This window comes from Serratia sp. MF1(2023), assembly GCF_030954545.1.
Lineage (GTDB): Bacteria > Pseudomonadota > Gammaproteobacteria > Enterobacterales > Enterobacteriaceae > Serratia > Serratia sarumanii.
In genome coordinates, this window is sequence record NZ_JAVHUX010000050.1 from 1 (window position 1) to 17,236 (window position 17,236).

Genomic DNA, 17,236 nt, shown 5'->3' on the forward strand with positions numbered 1-17,236 from the left:
AAAGAAATAGAGAACTACATTGATTACTATAACCACAGCCGCCTCAGAGAGAAACTAAAAGGCCTGAGTCCGGTAGAGTATCGAACCCAGGCCATGAAGGCCGCCTGAATTTACATCGTCCAACTTCTGGGGGTCAGTTCAAAGGGCGCCCTGATTTTAGGCGATGTTCAGATACTTGTGGGTCTGCATCGACAGCCGCCAGTTGCGCGCGATACAGGTTTCGATGCACAGGCGGGTCGCCTCTTCTTTCTGGCTGATCGGCTGCAGCGCGATAATGCGCGCCTTGTCGTCCTGCAGCGTCGCCAGCAGCGCGTCCAGCGCCTCGATGTCGCGCTCGCGCGCCACCGGATGCTTCACCTCGTCGGCGCGCCGCAGCGCCTGATCCAGCACCTTCATGCCGCCGCGCATATTCACCTTCGGCGAAACCGTCACCCAGGTGTTGGCGGAACAGCGCACCTCGTGGGTGCCGCTGGTCTCAATCTGGCAGCCGTAGCCATGCTGTTCGAACAGCTCGGTCAGCGGTGTCAGATCGTAGATGCAGGGTTCGCCGCCGGTGATCACCACATGGCGCGCGGTGTAACCTTGTTGGCGCATCACCGCCAACAGCTGCTCGGCGCCGGCATTGCCCCAGGCGTCGCTTTCCTCTGTTTTGACCAGGATCCGTTGCAGGTCGACTTCCCGATTGGCTTCCTTTTCCCAGGTATGTTTGGTATCGCACCAACTGCACCCTACCGGGCAGCCCTGCAAGCGGATAAAAATGGCCGGCACGCCGGTGAAAAAGCCTTCGCCCTGCAAGGTTTGGAACATCTCATTGATCGGGTACTGCATCGGTTTCTCAATCTGGAAAAGTAAAAAGCGATTATCGCAGATTCCGGCCCGGCGACCAAACGGCCAACATTGTATTAAATTTTATTCTCCGCGCCGCCGCCAGCATATCTCACCACCCACGGCGTTCATTTAATTTGTGAGTCAGGCTTTGGCCTTTCATTCACGGTGTAACCTGCTTCGCAAAAACAACATTTATTTAACGCATAAGATAAATATATTTGACATAAAGCGCCGACGCGCAGATGTATATACAAGCAAATACAAGCCGAGCGTCAGTTTCGGCCACGTTCCATCCATCACGACTACATCTGCGTTTAGAGGGTGCCATGACTCATTCCACCAGCGAGTTGAACATTCAGCAGGCCATCGACGACAGCAAGTTTTCGCTGTTTCACTGGACCCTGATCATTCTCGGATTCCTGATCCTCGCCATCGACGGTTTCGATACCGCCGCCATGGGCTATATCGCCCCCTCGGTCGCCAAAGACTGGGGCATCGTCAAACAGGATCTGGGGCCGGTGCTGAGCGCCGCGCTGCTGGGGCTGTCGCTCGGCGCGCTGATCGCCGGGCCAATCTCCGACCGCATCGGCCGCAAACGCGTGCTGGTGTTTTCCTGCCTGTTCTTCGGCCTGTCGAGCCTGGCCACCGCCTACGCCGGCTCGCTCAACAGCCTGACGCTGTGGCGCTTTCTCACCGGCCTCGGGCTGGGAGCGGCGATGCCCAACGCCATCACGCTGATCTCCGAATACGCGCCGCAGCGCTGCCGTTCGCTGGCGATCAACACCATGTATTGCGGTTTTCCGCTGGGCGCGGCCGGCGGCGGCGCCATTTCATCGTGGCTGATCCCGAGCTACGGCTGGCACAGCGTGCTGCTGCTCGGCGCCATTGCGCCGCTGGCGTTGACGGTTTTGCTGATCCTACTGCTGCCGGAATCGGTCAAATACATGGTCAACCGCGGGCAGGATGCGGCGAAGATCAAGCGCATCGCACAGCGCTTCGTCAGCCAGAGCCTGGACGGCGTGACGCGTTTTTACCTGTACGAAGAGAAGCTGACGCACACCAAGACCAGTGTCGGCCTGCTGTTCAGCCGCCCTTACCTGCTCGGCACGCTGATGCTGTGGCTGACCTACTTTATGGGGCTGGTAATCTACTACGTGTTGCTGAGCTGGATGCCGATCCTGATGCAGGGGCTGGGTTACCAGCTGGAGCAATCGGCGATGCTCACCTCGCTGTTCACCTTCGGCGGCACGCTTGGCATCCTGGTGGCCGGCTGGCTGATGGATCGCTGGAACGCGCATAAGGTGGTCTCGAGCGGCTTTGTCGCCACTGCCCTGCTGATCGTGGCGATGGCGACCGAGGACAAACACATCGTGCTGCTGGGCGCCTTCATCTTCCTGATGGGCGTCACCATGAACGGCGCGCAGTCCGGGCTGCAAACGCTGGCGGCCACCTTCTACCCCACCCACAGCCGCGCCACCGGCATCGCCTGGATGCAGGGCATCGGCCGCTTCGGCGGCGTCGCCGGCACCATGATGGGCGCCCAACTGCTGGCGATGCAGTGGGAGGTGCAGAGCATCCTGATGTTCCTGTGCGTGCCGGCGCTGATCGCCGCCATCGCCACGGTATGCAAAATGAGCCGCAAACCGACGCTGCAACCGGCGGCCTGACCCTGACAAGCCCGCCACCGACGGCGGGCTTTTTCCCTGCGGCGATAGGGTTTGTTTATCCCCTGGCCGCAACTGTAATCAGTCTGTAAAAATATTGTGACTAGCCGCCCAAAAATGAGTCATTTTTAATTCATTTTTGCCGAACAGCTCACTTTTCTCCGGCTTTCCATACATGAAGCCGGCGATAAAAAATCGCATATCAAACTGATATTAAAAGAAAATAACTTTTTCTTATGCCACTTTTAAGCGGCAACTGGTCAGTGTTGCATATGCTTGTACATACAAGTATATGTTAATAAACCCTACGCATTGTTATGCCGTGGTACTCATCCCCCACCGCGGCATGGAATCTGCACCGATACTGTTTGAGGAAACTGCTGTGACTACAAATAACAAAGTTCGCAATGTCGATGTACGCGCGCCACGCGGCACACAATTAAACGCAAAAAGCTGGCTGACCGAAGCGCCGTTACGCATGCTGATGAACAACCTCGATCCTGAAGTTGCGGAGAACCCACACGAGCTGGTGGTGTACGGCGGCATCGGCCGCGCCGCGCGCGACTGGGATTGCTACGACAAGATCGTCGAAACGCTGAAAACGCTGGAGGAAGACGAAACCCTGCTGGTGCAGTCCGGCAAGCCGGTCGGCGTCTTCAAAACCCACAGCAACGCGCCGCGCGTGCTGATCGCCAACTCCAACCTGGTGCCCCACTGGGCAACCTGGGAACACTTCAACGAACTGGACGCCAAAGGCCTGGCCATGTACGGCCAGATGACCGCCGGCAGCTGGATCTACATCGGCAGCCAGGGCATCGTTCAGGGCACCTATGAGACCTTCGTCGAAGCGGGCCGCCAGCATTACGACGGCAGCCTGCAGGGCCGCTGGGTGCTGACCGCCGGCCTGGGCGGCATGGGTGGCGCGCAGCCGCTGGCCGCGACGCTGGCGGGCGCCTGCTCGCTGAACATCGAATGTCAGCAGAGCCGCATCGATTTCCGCCTGAAAACCCGCTACGTCGATGAGCAGGCTAAAGATTTGGACGACGCGCTGGCACGCATCAAAAAATACACCTCGGAAGGCAAAGCCATCTCCATCGCCCTGTGCGGCAACGCGGCGGAAATCCTGCCTGAGCTGGTTCGCCGCGGTGTGCGCCCGGACATGGTCACCGATCAGACCAGCGCCCACGATCCGCTGAACGGCTACCTGCCGAAAGGCTGGAGCTGGGAAGAATATCGCCAGCGCGCCCAGACCGAGCCGGCCAAAGTGGTCGCCGCCGCCAAGCAGTCGATGGCCGATCACGTCAAAGCCATGCTGGCCTTCCAGCAGATGGGCGTGCCGACCTTCGACTACGGCAACAACATTCGCCAGATGGCGAAAGAAACCGGCGTCGACAACGCCTTCGACTTCCCGGGCTTCGTGCCGGCCTACATCCGTCCGCTGTTCTGCCGCGGCATCGGGCCATTCCGCTGGGCGGCGCTGTCCGGCGATCCGCAGGACATCTACAAAACCGACGCCATGGTGAAAGAGCTGATCCCGGATGACGAACACCTGCACCGCTGGCTGGACATGGCGCGCGAGCGCATCAGCTTCCAGGGCCTGCCGGCGCGCATCTGCTGGGTTGGCCTCGGCCAGCGCGCCAAGCTGGGCCTGGCGTTCAACGAAATGGTGCGCCGCGGCGAACTGTCCGCCCCGATCGTCATCGGCCGCGATCACCTGGATTCCGGCTCCGTTTCCAGCCCGAACCGTGAAACCGAAGCGATGAAAGACGGCTCCGATGCGGTTTCCGACTGGCCGTTGCTCAACGCCCTGCTGAACACCGCCAGCGGCGCCACCTGGGTTTCCCTGCACCACGGCGGCGGCGTCGGCATGGGCTTCTCCCAACACTCCGGCATGGTGATCGTCTGCGACGGCACCGACGAAGCCGCCGAGCGCATCGCCCGCGTTCTGCACAATGACCCGGCTACCGGGGTCATGCGTCACGCCGACGCCGGTTACGATATCGCTATCGACTGCGCCCGTGAGCAAGGCCTGAACCTGCCGATGGTTGCCGCGACCCAAGGAGAAAAAGCATGAAAGCGCTGACTATTCGCCCAGGCAAACTGACGCTGGCCCAGCTACGCGACGTCTATCAACACCCGGTGACGCTGACGCTGGACGACAACGCCTACGCGCCAATCCAGCAGAGCGTGGCCTGCGTGGAACGCATCGTTGAGGAAAACCGCACCACTTACGGCATCAACACCGGGTTTGGCCTGCTGGCTTCGACACGCATCGCCCGCGACGATCTGGAAAACCTGCAGCGTTCGATCGTGCTGTCGCACGCCGCCGGCGTGGGCGAGCCGACCGACGACAACCTGGTGCGCCTGATCATGGTGCTGAAGATCAACAGCCTGTCGCGCGGCTTCTCCGGCATTCGTCTGGAAGTCATCCAGGCGCTGATCGCGCTGGTCAACGCCGAAGTTTATCCGCATATTCCGCTGAAGGGCTCCGTCGGCGCCTCCGGCGACCTGGCGCCGCTGGCGCACATGAGCCTGGTGCTGCTGGGCGAAGGCCAGGCGCGCCATCAGGGCCAATGGCTGCCGGCGACTGAAGCGCTGGCCAAGGCCGGCCTGAAACCGCTGACGCTGGCGGCGAAAGAGGGCCTGGCGCTGCTGAACGGCACCCAGGTCTCCGCCGCCTTCGCGCTGCGCGGCCTGTTCGATGCCGAAGACCTGTTCGCCGCCGCGACCGTGGCGGGCAGCCTGACGGTGGAAGCGGCGCTGGGCTCTCGCAGCCCGTTCGATGCGCGCATCCACGAGGTGCGCGGCCAGCGCGGCCAGATCGACGCCGCCCTCGCCTACCGCCACCTGCTCGGCGCGCGCAGCGAAGTCTCCGACTCGCATCGCAACTGCGAAAAAGTGCAGGATCCTTACTCCCTGCGCTGCCAGCCGCAGGTGATGGGCGCCTGCCTAACGCAGATCCGCCAGGCCGCCGAGGTGCTGGAAATTGAAGCCAACGCCGTCTCCGATAACCCGCTGGTGTTCGCCGAACAGGGCGACGTGCTGTCCGGCGGCAACTTCCACGCCGAGCCGGTGGCGATGGCCGCCGATAACCTGGCGCTGGCGTTCGCCGAAATCGGTTCGCTGTCCGAGCGCCGCATCTCGCTGATGATGGACAAGCACATGTCGCAACTGCCACCGTTCCTGGTGGAAAACGGCGGCGTGAACTCCGGCTTCATGATCGCCCAGGTGACCGCCGCGGCGCTGGCCAGCGAAAACAAAGCGCTGGCGCACCCGTCGAGCGTCGACAGCATTCCGACCTCCGCCAACCAGGAAGACCACGTTTCCATGGCGCCGGCCGCCGGTCGCCGCCTGTGGATCATGGCGGACAACGTGCGCGGCATTCTGGCGGTCGAATGGCTGGCCGCCTGCCAGGGCCTGGATTTCCGCAACGGCCTGAAGACCTCGGAAGGTCTGGAGCAGGCGCGCCGTCTGCTGCGCGAGCATGTCAGTTTCTACGACAAGGATCGTTTCTTCGCCCCCGACATTGAAGCCGCCAGCCAACTCTTGGCGGCCGGTCACCTGACATCGCTGCTGCCTGCGGCGCTGCTGCCTAGCCAGGCATAATCATCACACACTGAATCACGCAGTTTGTTCTGCCCCGCCGGGTGCGTTCCACCCGGCGCGGGCAGCGCGTGCCTGTTCGGCAAACACTTAACGGGAAGCAACATGCGTAACGAAACAACACAACTCAGACGCGGACTAAACGCGCGGCACATCCGTTTCATGGCTCTCGGCTCGGCGATCGGCACCGGCCTGTTCTACGGCTCCGCCGGCGCCATCCAGCTGGCCGGCCCGGCCGTGCTGCTGGCCTACCTGGTGGGGGGCGCAGCGGTGTTCATGGTGATGCGCGCGCTGGGTGAAATGGCGGTGCACCAGCCGGTTTCCGGCTCGTTCGGCCACTACGCCAGCCACTATCTCGGCCCGCTGGCCGGGTTCCTCACCGGTTGGACCTACACCTTCGAAATGGTGATCGTCGCCCTGGCGGACGTCACCGCCTTCGGCATTTATATGGGGCTGTGGTTCCCGGACGTCGCCCAGTGGGTCTGGGTGCTCAGCATCATTCTGTTTATCGGCGCGCTCAATTTGTGCAGCGTCAAGGTGTTCGGCGAGCTGGAATTCTGGCTGTCGCTGGTCAAGGTCGCCGCCATCGTGGCGATGATCGTCGGCGGCGCGGCGGTGATGCTGTTCGGCTTCGGCCAAGCCCAGCACGCTACCGGTATCAGTAACCTGTGGCAGCACGGCGGCTTTATGCCCAACGGCATCGGCGGCGTGGTCGCGTCATTGGCGGTGGTGATGTTCGCCTTCGGCGGCATCGAGATCATCGGCATTACCGCCAGCGAGGCGAAAGACCCCGCCAAAGTGCTGCCGAAAGCGATCAACGCCGTGCCGGTGCGCATCCTGCTGTTTTACGTGCTGACGCTGACGGTGCTGATGGCGATCTACCCGTGGAACAGCATCGGCCAGAACGGCAGCCCGTTCGTTGAGATCTTCAGCAACCTCGGCATCAGCTCCGCCGCCAACGTGCTGAACGTGGTGGTGATCACCGCCGCCATCTCGGCCATCAACAGCGACATCTTCGGCGCCGGCCGCATGATGTACGGCATGGCGCAGGACGGCCAGGCGCCGCGCAGCTTCACCAAACTGACCGCCAGCGGCGTGCCGTGGATGACGGTGCTGGTGATGTCGGTCGCCCTGCTGCTGGCGGTGGTGCTCAACTACCTGATCCCGGAGAAGGTCTTCATGATCATCGCCTCGATCGCCACCTTCGCCACCGTCTGGGTGTGGCTGATGATCCTGCTGTCGCAGATCGTCATGCGCCGCACGCTGTCGCCGGAAGAAACTCGTCAGTTGAGCTTCCCGGTGCCGTGGTGGCCGGTGGCGCCGGCATTGGCGACCGCCTTTATGGCATTCGTCATCGGCCTGCTCGGCTACTTCGAAGAGAGCCGCATCGCGCTGTACGTCGGGCTGGTGTGGATCGCTTTACTCACCGTGGCTTACTGGCTGTGGGTGCGCAAGAAAGGCGGGGGTTCGCCGGTGACCGCGGCAACGCAGCAGATGTAACGCTCGCTTCTGATAAAACCCGCTGCGGCGGGTTTTTTAATGCGCCTGCGCCAATGCTTGCAGGACATCCGCCTGCAAGTCGTCAAACGCCTCCAGCCCGGCGGACAACCGCACCAATCCCTCGCTGATATGATGGCGCCGCCGCTCTTCGGGGCTGTAGGCCGAGTGCGTCATGCTGGCCGGGTGTTGCGCCAGGCTTTCGCAATCGCCCAGGCTGACCGCGCGCAAGATGAGCTGCAGCGCATTGAGGAAGCGAATGCCTGCACTCATGCCGCCCCGCAGTTCAAACGCCAGCATGCCGCCGGGGCGCGCCATTTGCCGCTGCGCCAACGCATGCTGCGGGAAGTTCGCCAGGCCGGGATAATACACCCGCTCGACCGCAGGATGCTCCGCCAACATCTCCGCCAGACGCTGCGCGTTATCGCAATGACGATCCATGCGCAGCGGCAAGGTTTTCAAACCGCGCAGTACCAGCGCAGCATCCTGCGCCGACAGCACTGCCCCGTTCATGTCCTTCAGCCCCTCAAGCCGGATCGTCTGCGCCAGCGCCTCGCTCGTCACCGCCAGCCCGGCCAGCAGATCGCCGTGGCCGCCGAGGTACTTGGTGGCCGAGTGCACCACGATGTCGGCGCCCAGCGTCAGCGGCCGCTGCAGGTACGGCGTACAGTAGGTGTTGTCCACCAGCAGCAACGCCTGATGCCGGTGTGCAATCTCCGCCACTGCGGCGATATCGATCAGTCGCATGTTGGGGTTGGCCGGGGTTTCGCAATACACCAGCCGGGTGCGCCTACCGATCGCGGCGGCCAGCCGCTCCGGCCGGGTCAGATCAACATGGGTTATCTTGACGCCAAAGCGCGCCAGACCGTGATGAAAATAGCTGAAGGTGCACCCATACACCGTTTCATCGACGATCAGCTCATCGCCCGGGCTGAGCAACGTCCAGCAACAGGCGGTGATCGCCCCCATGCCGGAAGAGAACGCCACCGCCGCTTCCCCCTCTTCGAGGTTGGCGATGCGCTGCTCCAGCAGATTCAGCGTCGGGTTGGCGATACGTGAATAGAAATACCCCGGTTCGGTGCCGGCAAAGCAAGCGCCGCCATATTCCGCCGTGGGAAAGGTAAAAGTGGAGCTCATAAACACCGGCGGGCACAGCGCCCCCTGATGCTGCTGAGGATCGTAGCCATAATGAATAGCGCGGGTAGCGAAGGCATGGTCAAGTTTGCCGGACATAACGACTCCTTATCTGAGTGAACGAAGCCGATTCAATTATTCATCGGAAGCATCCGGCGGCAACGCGCCATCCCGTGTACGCCGCCCGATAATTTGCAGAGTGCGCAGCAGCAGCATGACGCCCAGCAGGGTGTCCGGCTGCTTCAGCAAGGCGTAAGCCGCACGAAAATTGGCGGGCGGCGGGTTCAATTGCAGCTCGCTGTGCGCCATCTTCAACGCAGTCCCTCCCTCCCAACCGACCGTAACCAGCCCTTCGAATACGCCGGCCAGTTTTTCCACCAGCGCGTTGTCGGCGATATCCACTACGTCCGACAGCAACGATAGCAGATCGACCACGTTGTCCAGCCGCCCGCCGGCCAGCAGCGGCCGCAGTTTTTCCAGCAAGCCCGCCAGCGATTGGAGTTCATCACCATGCACCGTGCTTTCCGTCATATCAGCCCCCTTACCGTGGCCCAATACAGACCGCGGTTAAAACCGTTGCGCAGCATGCCGCCCACCTTGGTGGCCGGGGTCGGCAGCACGTCGTGACGGTAGTCGTACACCAGCGGCATGCCGGCATTCAGCCCCATTTGCGCGACCGCCTGCACCTTGCCGTCGTAATGGCTGACCGTTTGCCCCAGCCGTATTTCCGCCACGATGTTGTCGGCGATCACCGGCGCCTGATTGTGGCAAGAACCGCCCGCCTTGCTGACCGGCAGATCCACGGTGTCGCCTATCACATATACGCCCTGCTGGCCGTACACCTGTAGCGTTTGGTGATCGGTCGGCAACCACCCCTCGCCGTTTTGAATATCGCTCAGGCCGGTGTTGCGCACCGCTTCCACCGCCCGGATCGGCGGCGTGGCCATCAGGATGTCAAACGGCTGTTCCTCCCCCTCGGCGGAATAGGCGATATTGCGCTGTGCGTCCACCTGGCTGAGGGTAAAACCGCGCTGGTGACGGATATCGCGCGCGGCAAAAATGGCGGGCAGCGCTTCGCCGGTCGGGCGCTGCAAAAACAGGCAGTTGCGCAGCAATTGGGAAATGGTCGGATAGGTATAAACGATCTCAACCGCCTTACGCACGCCGCGCCGCCGCAGGTAGTCATCCAGCATCAAGGTGGTTTCGATCGGCGCGATGCCGCACTGGTGGGGCACGTTGGGGGTTTCAGGGAAGGAAACGGTGATGAAGATACGCCCTTTCTCGATAGTCGCCAGTTTTTGCGCCAACCGCCTGGCGGCCTGATACTGGTAAAAATGATCGCCCGCCTGCGCCAGCCCTTCGATACGCTCCGGCCAGGGGACGCAGCCGGTAGCAAAGACCAGAAAGTCATAGGAATAAATTTTACCACTTTGCGTGGCTATATTTCGCTGTGTTAAATCGAAAGATTCCGCTTTATCAACAATGAATTGTATTTCAGGGCGCAATAAACTCCGCTGTGAGCGCGTGAGTTCCTGCTTGAAAAAAGTATTGAACGCCACATACATAAACGCCGGTTTGTAATAATGCAGCGGTGAATCCGATATCATTAATAACTCGACTTTATTATTAATAATTTCTCGGTGCAATTTTTCGGCCAATACATTGGCCAGGATGGTGCCGCCGGTTCCGCCGCCGACAATGACGATTCGCTGTCGCATCAAGCCCTCGCTCAACCGGCCAGCAAGCCGGCAGTATTAAGGCATAGTGAGGATGAAGATCTACGGCAGAACGGCGAGAAATAAACTGCCTCATTGGCAGTCTAGTAACGAATAATTATAAAGCAAATAAAAATGGAATATAAAATAAACACAGTTACTATCTTTAATAAAATTATCGGGTTAAATAGGACCACGTTCTCAATAAAAAACTTATTATTAGACTGACATTCATCACGAATTTAAAACATAAAAAAACCCGCCGCGGCGGGTTTTTATTTAGCAACCGAATCGGTCGAACTTACTGGCCTTTAACTTCTTTCAGGCCGTTGAACGGCGCACGGTCACCCAGCGCTTCTTCGATACGGATCAGTTGGTTGTACTTGGCAACGCGGTCAGAACGGCTCATGGAACCGGTTTTGATCTGGCCAGCCGCAGTCCCTACCGCCAGGTCGGCGATGGTCGCGTCTTCGGTTTCACCGGAACGGTGAGAGATCACCGCGGTGTAGCCGGCGTCTTTCGCCATCTTGATAGCCGCCAGAGTTTCGGTCAGAGAACCGATCTGGTTGAATTTGATCAGGATGGAGTTAGCGATGCCTTTCTCGATGCCTTCTTTCAGGATCTTGGTGTTGGTAACGAACAGATCGTCGCCCACCAGCTGGATTTTGTCGCCCAGAACTTTGGTCTGGTAAGCGAAGCCCGCCCAGTCGGATTCATCCAGGCCGTCTTCGATAGACACGATTGGGTACTGTTTGGTCAGATCTTCCAGGAAGTGAGTGAACTCTTCGGAAGTGAAGGCTTTGTTGCCTTCGCCGGCCAGCACGTATTTACCGTCTTTGTAGAATTCGGAAGCCGCGCAGTCCATCGCCAGAGTGACGTCTTTGCCCAGCTCGTAGCCCGCCGCTTTTACCGCTTCAGCGATAACCGCCAGCGCTTCGGCGTTGGAACCCAGGTTTGGCGCGTAGCCGCCTTCGTCGCCCACGGCGGTGTTCATGCCTTTGGCTTTCAGAACTTTCGCCAGGTGGTGGAACACTTCAGAACCGATGCGCACCGCTTCTTTCAGGGTTTTCGCGCCAACCGGCTGAATCATGAATTCCTGAATGTCGACGTTGTTGTCAGCGTGCTCGCCGCCGTTGATGATGTTCATCATCGGCAGTGGCATGGAGAATTTGCCTGGGGTGCCGTTCAGTTCAGCGATGTGCTCGTACAGCGGCATACCTTTAGAGGCTGCAGCCGCTTTCGCTGCTGCCAGGGAAACCGCCAGAATGGCGTTGGCGCCGAAGTTGGATTTGTTTTCGGTGCCGTCCAGCTCGATCATGATCTTGTCGATGTTCGCCTGGTCTTTGGCATCTTTACCCAGTACTGCCTGAGCAATCGGACCGTTTACTGCAGCAACGGCTTTCAGTACGCCTTTACCCAGGAAACGAGACTTGTCACCGTCACGCAGTTCCAGCGCTTCGCGGGAACCGGTAGAAGCACCTGACGGCGCAGCAGCCAGGCCGACGAAACCGCCTTCCAGATGAACTTCGGCTTCAACAGTCGGGTTACCGCGGGAGTCGATGATTTCACGACCGATGACTTTAACGATTTTGGACATTAGGTTTTCCTCAGTACAAGTTAAACTAAAACTCCAGACAAACAGCGCGCGGTTCTCACCGCGCGCCGCCTACCAAATATTTTATTTCACCTGGCGCTTCTGATGCTCGCCTGCGGCTTTCACGAAGCCGGCGAACAGCGGATGCCCATCACGCGGCGTAGACGTAAATTCCGGGTGGAACTGACAGGCTACAAACCACGGGTGATTCGGCAGTTCAATGATCTCGACCAGCTTGTTGTCGGCGGAACGACCGGCGACACGCAGCCCTGCGGCTTCGATCTGCTTCAACAGCATGTTGTTAACTTCGTAACGGTGACGGTGACGCTCGACAATGGTCGGTTCGCCATACAGCTGACGCACCAGGCTGTTGTCGATCAGGTTGCACTGTTGGCCACCTACGCGCATCGTGCCGCCCAAATCGCTTTCTTCGCTGCGCACTTCGACGTTGCCGTCTTCGTCGCGCCATTCGGTGATCAACGCCACCACCGGGTACTTACAGTCTGGCATAAACTCGGTGGAGTTGGCGTTTTCCATGCCCGCCACGTTGCGAGCGAACTCCATCAACGCCACCTGCATGCCCAGGCAAATGCCCAGGTAAGGAATGTTGTTCTCGCGCGCATAGCGTGCGGTCATCACTTTGCCTTCCACGCCGCGGTAACCGAAGCCGCCCGGGATCAGGATCGCGTCCAGCCCTTTCAGCACTTCCACGCCGCGGGTTTCCACGTCCTGCGAGTCGATCAGCTTGATGTTCACGGTCAGACGGTTTTTCAGCCCGCCGTGCTTCAGCGCTTCGATCACCGACTTGTAGGCGTCCGGCAGCTCAACGTATTTGCCGACCATGCCGATGGTCACTTCGCCGCCCGGATTGGCTTCTTCGTAGATCACCTGTTCCCATTCGGCCAGGTTGGCTTCCGGTGCGTTCAAGCTGAATCGTTTACAAATATAATCGTCCAGCCCCTGAGATTTCAATAGGCCTGGGATTTTATAAATAGAATCAACGTCTTTCAGAGAGATAACCGCTTTTTCCGGCACGTTGCAGAAAAGCGCGATTTTAGCGCGTTCGTTAGCAGGAACTGCGCGATCGGAACGGCAAATCAGCACATCAGGCTGAATACCGATGGAAAGCAGTTCTTTTACGGAATGCTGGGTCGGCTTGGTTTTCACTTCGCCGGCCGCCGCCATGTACGGCACCAGCGTCAGGTGCATATACAGAGTGTGCTCGCGGCCCACTTCTACCGCCATCTGACGGATAGCTTCGAGGAACGGCAGCGATTCGATATCGCCGACGGTGCCGCCGATTTCCACCAGCACCACATCGTGGCCTTCGCCACCTTCGATGATGCGCTCTTTGATCGCGTTGGTGATGTGCGGAATGACCTGCACGGTCGCACCCAGATAGTCGCCGCGGCGTTCTTTACGCAGCACGTCGGAGTAGATGCGGCCGGTGGTGAAGTTGTTGCGACGCGACATTTTGGTGCGGATGAAGCGCTCGTAGTGACCCAAATCCAGATCGGTTTCTGCGCCGTCTTCGGTGACGAAAACTTCCCCATGCTGAATCGGGCTCATGGTGCCCGGATCCACGTTGATGTACGGGTCCAGTTTCATGATGGTAACGTTGAGGCCACGGGCTTCAAGAATAGCCGCCAGAGAGGCTGCGGCAATGCCTTTACCCAGAGAGGATACGACCCCGCCGGTCACAAAAATATAATTAGTTGTCATGCTGAACCTGAGAGTTTAGGTTTAAAGACGATGGAAGAACCAGGACGGGAAAGTAGTATACCCGAACCTCTCCTGACCTACAAACGATCGTTTTGCTGTCCATCATCTCGGCCGCCCTCCCGTGTTCATCAGGGTTTACTCCGCCGGCGCCGCATAAACCCTCCAGGTAAAACAAAGAGTTAGCAGAGAAAATTTCTTTTTACCGCCCCTCGAGAGCGATAAAACGCCTTAGATTTCAGTTTGTTGCCCTTTTGCTGCCGCCGGCAACCATGCGCCTCTAACCTGACCGCAAGCTTAACCGTTTCAGCTTGAGCGAACCTTGTCGGCGATCAACATTGTCGCGGCGATTCAGCTTTCCTGACGTTTCACCTGTTGCCAGGCGTCTTCCATCTGCTCCAGCGTGGCGTCTTCAAGCCGCAGCCCGCTTTGCTGGACAATCTCTTCCACCTGGCGGAAGCGGCGCTCGAACTTGCGGTTCGCCGCCTGCAGCGCGTTCTCGGCCTTGTGGCCCAAATGGCGCGACAGGTTCACCGTGGCGAACAGCAGATCGCCGATCTCCTCTTCCAGCTTGCTCTCGTCGACCACCGCCTGGCGGGCTTCGTGCATCACTTCGTCGATCTCTTCGTACACTTTGTCCAGCACCGGGCCCAGGGTATTCCAGTCGAAGCCGACCGAGGCGCAGCGTTTTTGGATCTTGTGCGCTTTCATCAACGCCGGCAGCGCCTGCGGAATATCGTCCAGCACCGAGTGCAGCGCTTTCTCGGCGCGCTCGCCGGCTTTCAGCTGCTCCCAGCGCGCCGCCACGGCTTCGCTGTCTCCGCCCTCGGCGTCGCCGAAGATGTGCGGGTGACGGCGCTCCAGCTTGTCGCTGATGGCGGTGCACACCTCATCGAAATCGAACAGCCCCTGCTCCTGCCCCATTTGCGCGTAGAACACCACCTGAAACAGCAAGTCGCCCAGTTCGTCGCGCAGATCGGCGTAGTCCTGCCGTTCGATGGCGTCCAGCACTTCGTAAGTCTCTTCCAACGTATAAGGCGCAATGGTGGCGAAGGTTTGCTTGCGATCCCACGAGCAGCCGATTTGCGGGTCGCGCAGCGTTTTCATGATGTTCAGCAGACGCTGCAGCGGAGTGGATTGGGTCATAAAAAATCTCTGAGAAAGCATGGGGGCGCAGGGGAGCGCCCGCCGAATTCATGGATTTCGGGCCGCATCCGCTATCGATACGGCCCGAAAGGCGATGTGGGCTTAGTTGCCGTGCAGACGCTTGGCGTCTATCACGTCCGGCAGCTGGTTCAGCTTCGCCAGCACCCGGCTCAGCACCTGCTGGTTGTAGATTTCGATATCCATGTCGATGGTGGCCAACTGCTTCTTGGTGTCGCTGCGGCTGGCGACGCCCAGTACGTTGACCTTTTCGTTGGCCAGAATGGTGGTAATGTCGCGCAGCAGCCCGCTGCGATCGTTGGCCATTACGCGCACCACCAGCGAATAACCGCTGGAGTAGCTTTCGCCCCATACCGCGTCGACGATGCGCTCCGGCGCGTGCGATTGCAGATCGACAAGCTGATCGCAGTCCGCCCGGTGGATCGAAATACCGCGCCCCTGGGTGATAAAGCCGACGATGTCGTCGCCCGGGATCGGCTGGCAGCAGCGGGCGATGTGGTGCATCAGGTTGCCCACGCCCTCCACCACCACTCGGCCGTTGTCCTTGTTGCGGGCCGGCGGCGGCGCTTTCTGCTGCACCAGCTGGCGCAGCGCCTCGCGATCCTGCTCTTCGGCGCTCGGCTTGTTGAACTTGCCCTGCAGGTAATTCACCATCTGGTTCAGGCGAATGTCCCCGCCGCCGATCGCCGCCAACACCTCGTCCAGCGAGTTCATGTTGTAGCGCGGGATCAGCAGCTTCTCGGCCTCTTTCAGGCTGATGCCGAGGTGTTCCAATTCGTTGTCCAGCATCTGACGGCCGGCGAGAATGTTCTTGTCGCGATCCTGCTTGCGGAACCAGTTGTGGATCTTCGAGCGCCCGCGGCTGGTGGTGACATACCCCAGGTTCGGGTTCAGCCAGTCGCGGCTCGGGTTCGGCTGTTTCTGGGTGATGATCTCAATCTGATCGCCCATCTTCAGCTGATAGGTAAACGGCACAATGCGGCCGCCGATCTTGGCGCCGATGCAGCGGTGGCCGACGTCGCTGTGAATGTGGTAGGCGAAATCGAGCGGCGTGGAGCCGGCCGGCAGATCCACCACGTCGCCTTTCGGCGTAAACACATACACCCGATCGTCGAACACCTGGCTGCGCACTTCGTCGAGCATCTCGCCGGAGTCCGCCATCTCTTCCTGCCAGGCGATGAGCTTGCGCAGCCAGGCGATGCGTTCTTCGTAGCCGGAGCGCACGGTCACGCCCGCGCCCTCTTTGTACTTCCAGTGCGCGGCCACGCCCAGCTCGGCGTCTTCATGCATTTGCCGGGTGCGGATCTGAATCTCGACGGTTTTGCCGCGCGGCCCCAGCACCACGGTGTGGATAGACTGGTAGCCGTTGGGTTTCGGGTTGGCGACGTAGTCGTCGAACTCGTCCGGCAGATGGCGGAAGTGGGTATGCACGATGCCCAACGCCGCATAGCAATCCTGCAGACGCTCCGCCACGATGCGCACCGCGCGCACGTCGAACAGTTCGTCGAACGCCAGGTGCTTTTTCTGCATCTTGCGCCAGATGCTGTAGATGTGTTTCGGCCGGCCGTAGATCTCCACCCGAATGCCTTCGCTGGCCATTTCGGCGCGCAGCCCGGCGACGAAATCGTCGATGAACTGTTCGCGATCGATGCGGCGCTCATGCAACAGCTTGGCGATGCGCTTGTATTCTTCCGGATGCAGGTAGCGGAAGCAGAAATCTTCCAGTTCCCACTTCAGCTGGCCGATGCCGAGCCGGTTGGCCAGCGGGGCGTAGATGTTGGAACACTCTTTCGCCGCCAGCACGCGCTCGTCTTCCGGCGCGTCTTTCACCTCGCGCAGGTGAGCGATGCGCTCCGCCAGCTTGATGACCACGCAGCGGAAATCCTCTACCATCGCCAACAGCATGCGGCGCACGTTGTCGACCTGTTCGGAGGCCATCGAGTCGTTTTGGGTGGCTTTCAGTTGGCGAATGGCGTCCATGTCGCGCACGCCGTGCACCAGCGCGACAATGCCCTTGCCGAACGCTTCGGTCAGGGTCTCTTCCTGCACGATGCCGGCGTCCACCAGCGGGAACAGCAGCGCAGCGCGCATGCTGTCGTTGTCCATGCTCAGCGTCGAGAGGATTTCCACCATCTCCAGACCACGCCACAGCAACAGCGAGGCGTCGGGGTGATTCTGGGTCTGCTGCTCACAATAACGCCAGGTTGCGGCCAATCGCTCACATGACTGCGGGTTAGGTAGCCCCAAGCCGGCTATCCACTCATCGAGAGCGAACTCACCCGCCGTATTCAGATGTGCACTTCTTACCGCAACCATAA

The 17,236-nt window shown here is 60.0% G+C and carries 13 protein-coding genes; 5 read left to right on the forward strand and 8 right to left on the reverse strand.

Annotation, left to right across the window (positions count from 1 at the left end; translation table 11 throughout):
- On the forward strand, positions 1 to 108 hold a 108-nt coding region (locus tag REA38_RS23775), incomplete at its 5' end, for an IS3 family transposase (RefSeq protein WP_308886109.1).
- A 48-nt stretch (positions 109 to 156) separates the two neighbouring features.
- On the opposite strand, the gene queE is transcribed toward REA38_RS23775, so the two are convergent.
- Positions 157 to 828 (reverse strand): 7-carboxy-7-deazaguanine synthase QueE, encoded by a 672-nt coding sequence (gene queE, locus REA38_RS23780; protein WP_033652935.1) that lies wholly within the window; start codon positions 826 to 828, stop codon positions 157 to 159.
- 326 nt (positions 829 to 1,154) lie between these two features.
- Here queE and REA38_RS23785 point away from each other — a divergent pair, with 326 nt between their 5' ends.
- The 4 genes from REA38_RS23785 to REA38_RS23800 all read left to right on the forward strand — a co-directional run bounded on the left by REA38_RS23785 (position 1,155) and on the right by REA38_RS23800 (position 7,595).
- Positions 1,155 to 2,495 (forward strand): aromatic acid/H+ symport family MFS transporter, encoded by a 1,341-nt coding sequence (locus REA38_RS23785; protein ID WP_033637149.1) that lies wholly within the window; start codon positions 1,155 to 1,157, stop codon positions 2,493 to 2,495.
- Between the two features lie 379 nt (positions 2,496 to 2,874).
- Entirely contained in the window at positions 2,875 to 4,566 is a 1,692-nt protein-coding gene (gene hutU, locus REA38_RS23790; protein ID WP_025159649.1) for a urocanate hydratase, read from the forward strand.
- Positions 4,563 to 6,098, forward strand: a complete 1,536-nt coding sequence (gene hutH / locus REA38_RS23795) for a histidine ammonia-lyase (RefSeq protein WP_033637148.1) — start codon at positions 4,563 to 4,565, stop codon at positions 6,096 to 6,098. Before hutU ends, hutH begins: the two co-directional genes overlap by 4 nt.
- 102 nt (positions 6,099 to 6,200) lie before the next feature.
- Positions 6,201 to 7,595 carry an amino acid permease gene (locus REA38_RS23800; protein WP_033652933.1) on the forward strand — a complete coding sequence of 465 codons (1,395 nt, stop codon included), beginning with the start codon at positions 6,201 to 6,203 and terminating at the stop codon, positions 7,593 to 7,595.
- Between the two features lie 36 nt (positions 7,596 to 7,631).
- On the opposite strand, the gene REA38_RS23805 is transcribed toward REA38_RS23800, so the two are convergent.
- From REA38_RS23805 to relA, 7 genes are all read right to left on the reverse strand, one after another.
- Positions 7,632 to 8,825 carry a methionine gamma-lyase gene (locus REA38_RS23805; RefSeq protein WP_039568871.1) on the reverse strand — a complete coding sequence of 398 codons (1,194 nt, stop codon included), beginning with the start codon at positions 8,823 to 8,825 and terminating at the stop codon, positions 7,632 to 7,634.
- Between the two features lie 36 nt (positions 8,826 to 8,861).
- Positions 8,862 to 9,257: a hypothetical protein gene (locus REA38_RS23810; RefSeq protein ID WP_077791442.1), complete on the reverse strand. Its 396-nt coding sequence runs from the start codon at positions 9,255 to 9,257 to the stop codon at positions 8,862 to 8,864.
- Positions 9,254 to 10,444, reverse strand: a complete 1,191-nt coding sequence (locus tag REA38_RS23815; RefSeq protein ID WP_041033298.1) for an NAD(P)/FAD-dependent oxidoreductase — start codon at positions 10,442 to 10,444, stop codon at positions 9,254 to 9,256. Before REA38_RS23815 ends, REA38_RS23810 begins: the two co-directional genes overlap by 4 nt.
- Positions 10,445 to 10,742: 298 nt before the next feature.
- Positions 10,743 to 12,038: a phosphopyruvate hydratase gene (eno, locus tag REA38_RS23820; protein WP_033637140.1), complete on the reverse strand. Its 1,296-nt coding sequence runs from the start codon at positions 12,036 to 12,038 to the stop codon at positions 10,743 to 10,745.
- Between the two features lie 81 nt (positions 12,039 to 12,119).
- Positions 12,120 to 13,757 (reverse strand): glutamine hydrolyzing CTP synthase, encoded by a 1,638-nt coding sequence (gene pyrG, locus REA38_RS23825; protein WP_033637139.1) that lies wholly within the window; start codon positions 13,755 to 13,757, stop codon positions 12,120 to 12,122.
- A 348-nt stretch (positions 13,758 to 14,105) separates the two neighbouring features.
- Positions 14,106 to 14,900, reverse strand: coding sequence for a nucleoside triphosphate pyrophosphohydrolase (gene mazG / locus REA38_RS23830; protein WP_060452769.1), 795 nt, complete (start codon positions 14,898 to 14,900; stop codon positions 14,106 to 14,108).
- A 102-nt stretch (positions 14,901 to 15,002) separates the two neighbouring features.
- Entirely contained in the window at positions 15,003 to 17,234 is a 2,232-nt protein-coding gene (gene relA, locus REA38_RS23835) for a GTP diphosphokinase (RefSeq protein WP_033637137.1), read from the reverse strand.
- Between the last annotated feature and the right edge of the window lie 2 nt (positions 17,235 to 17,236).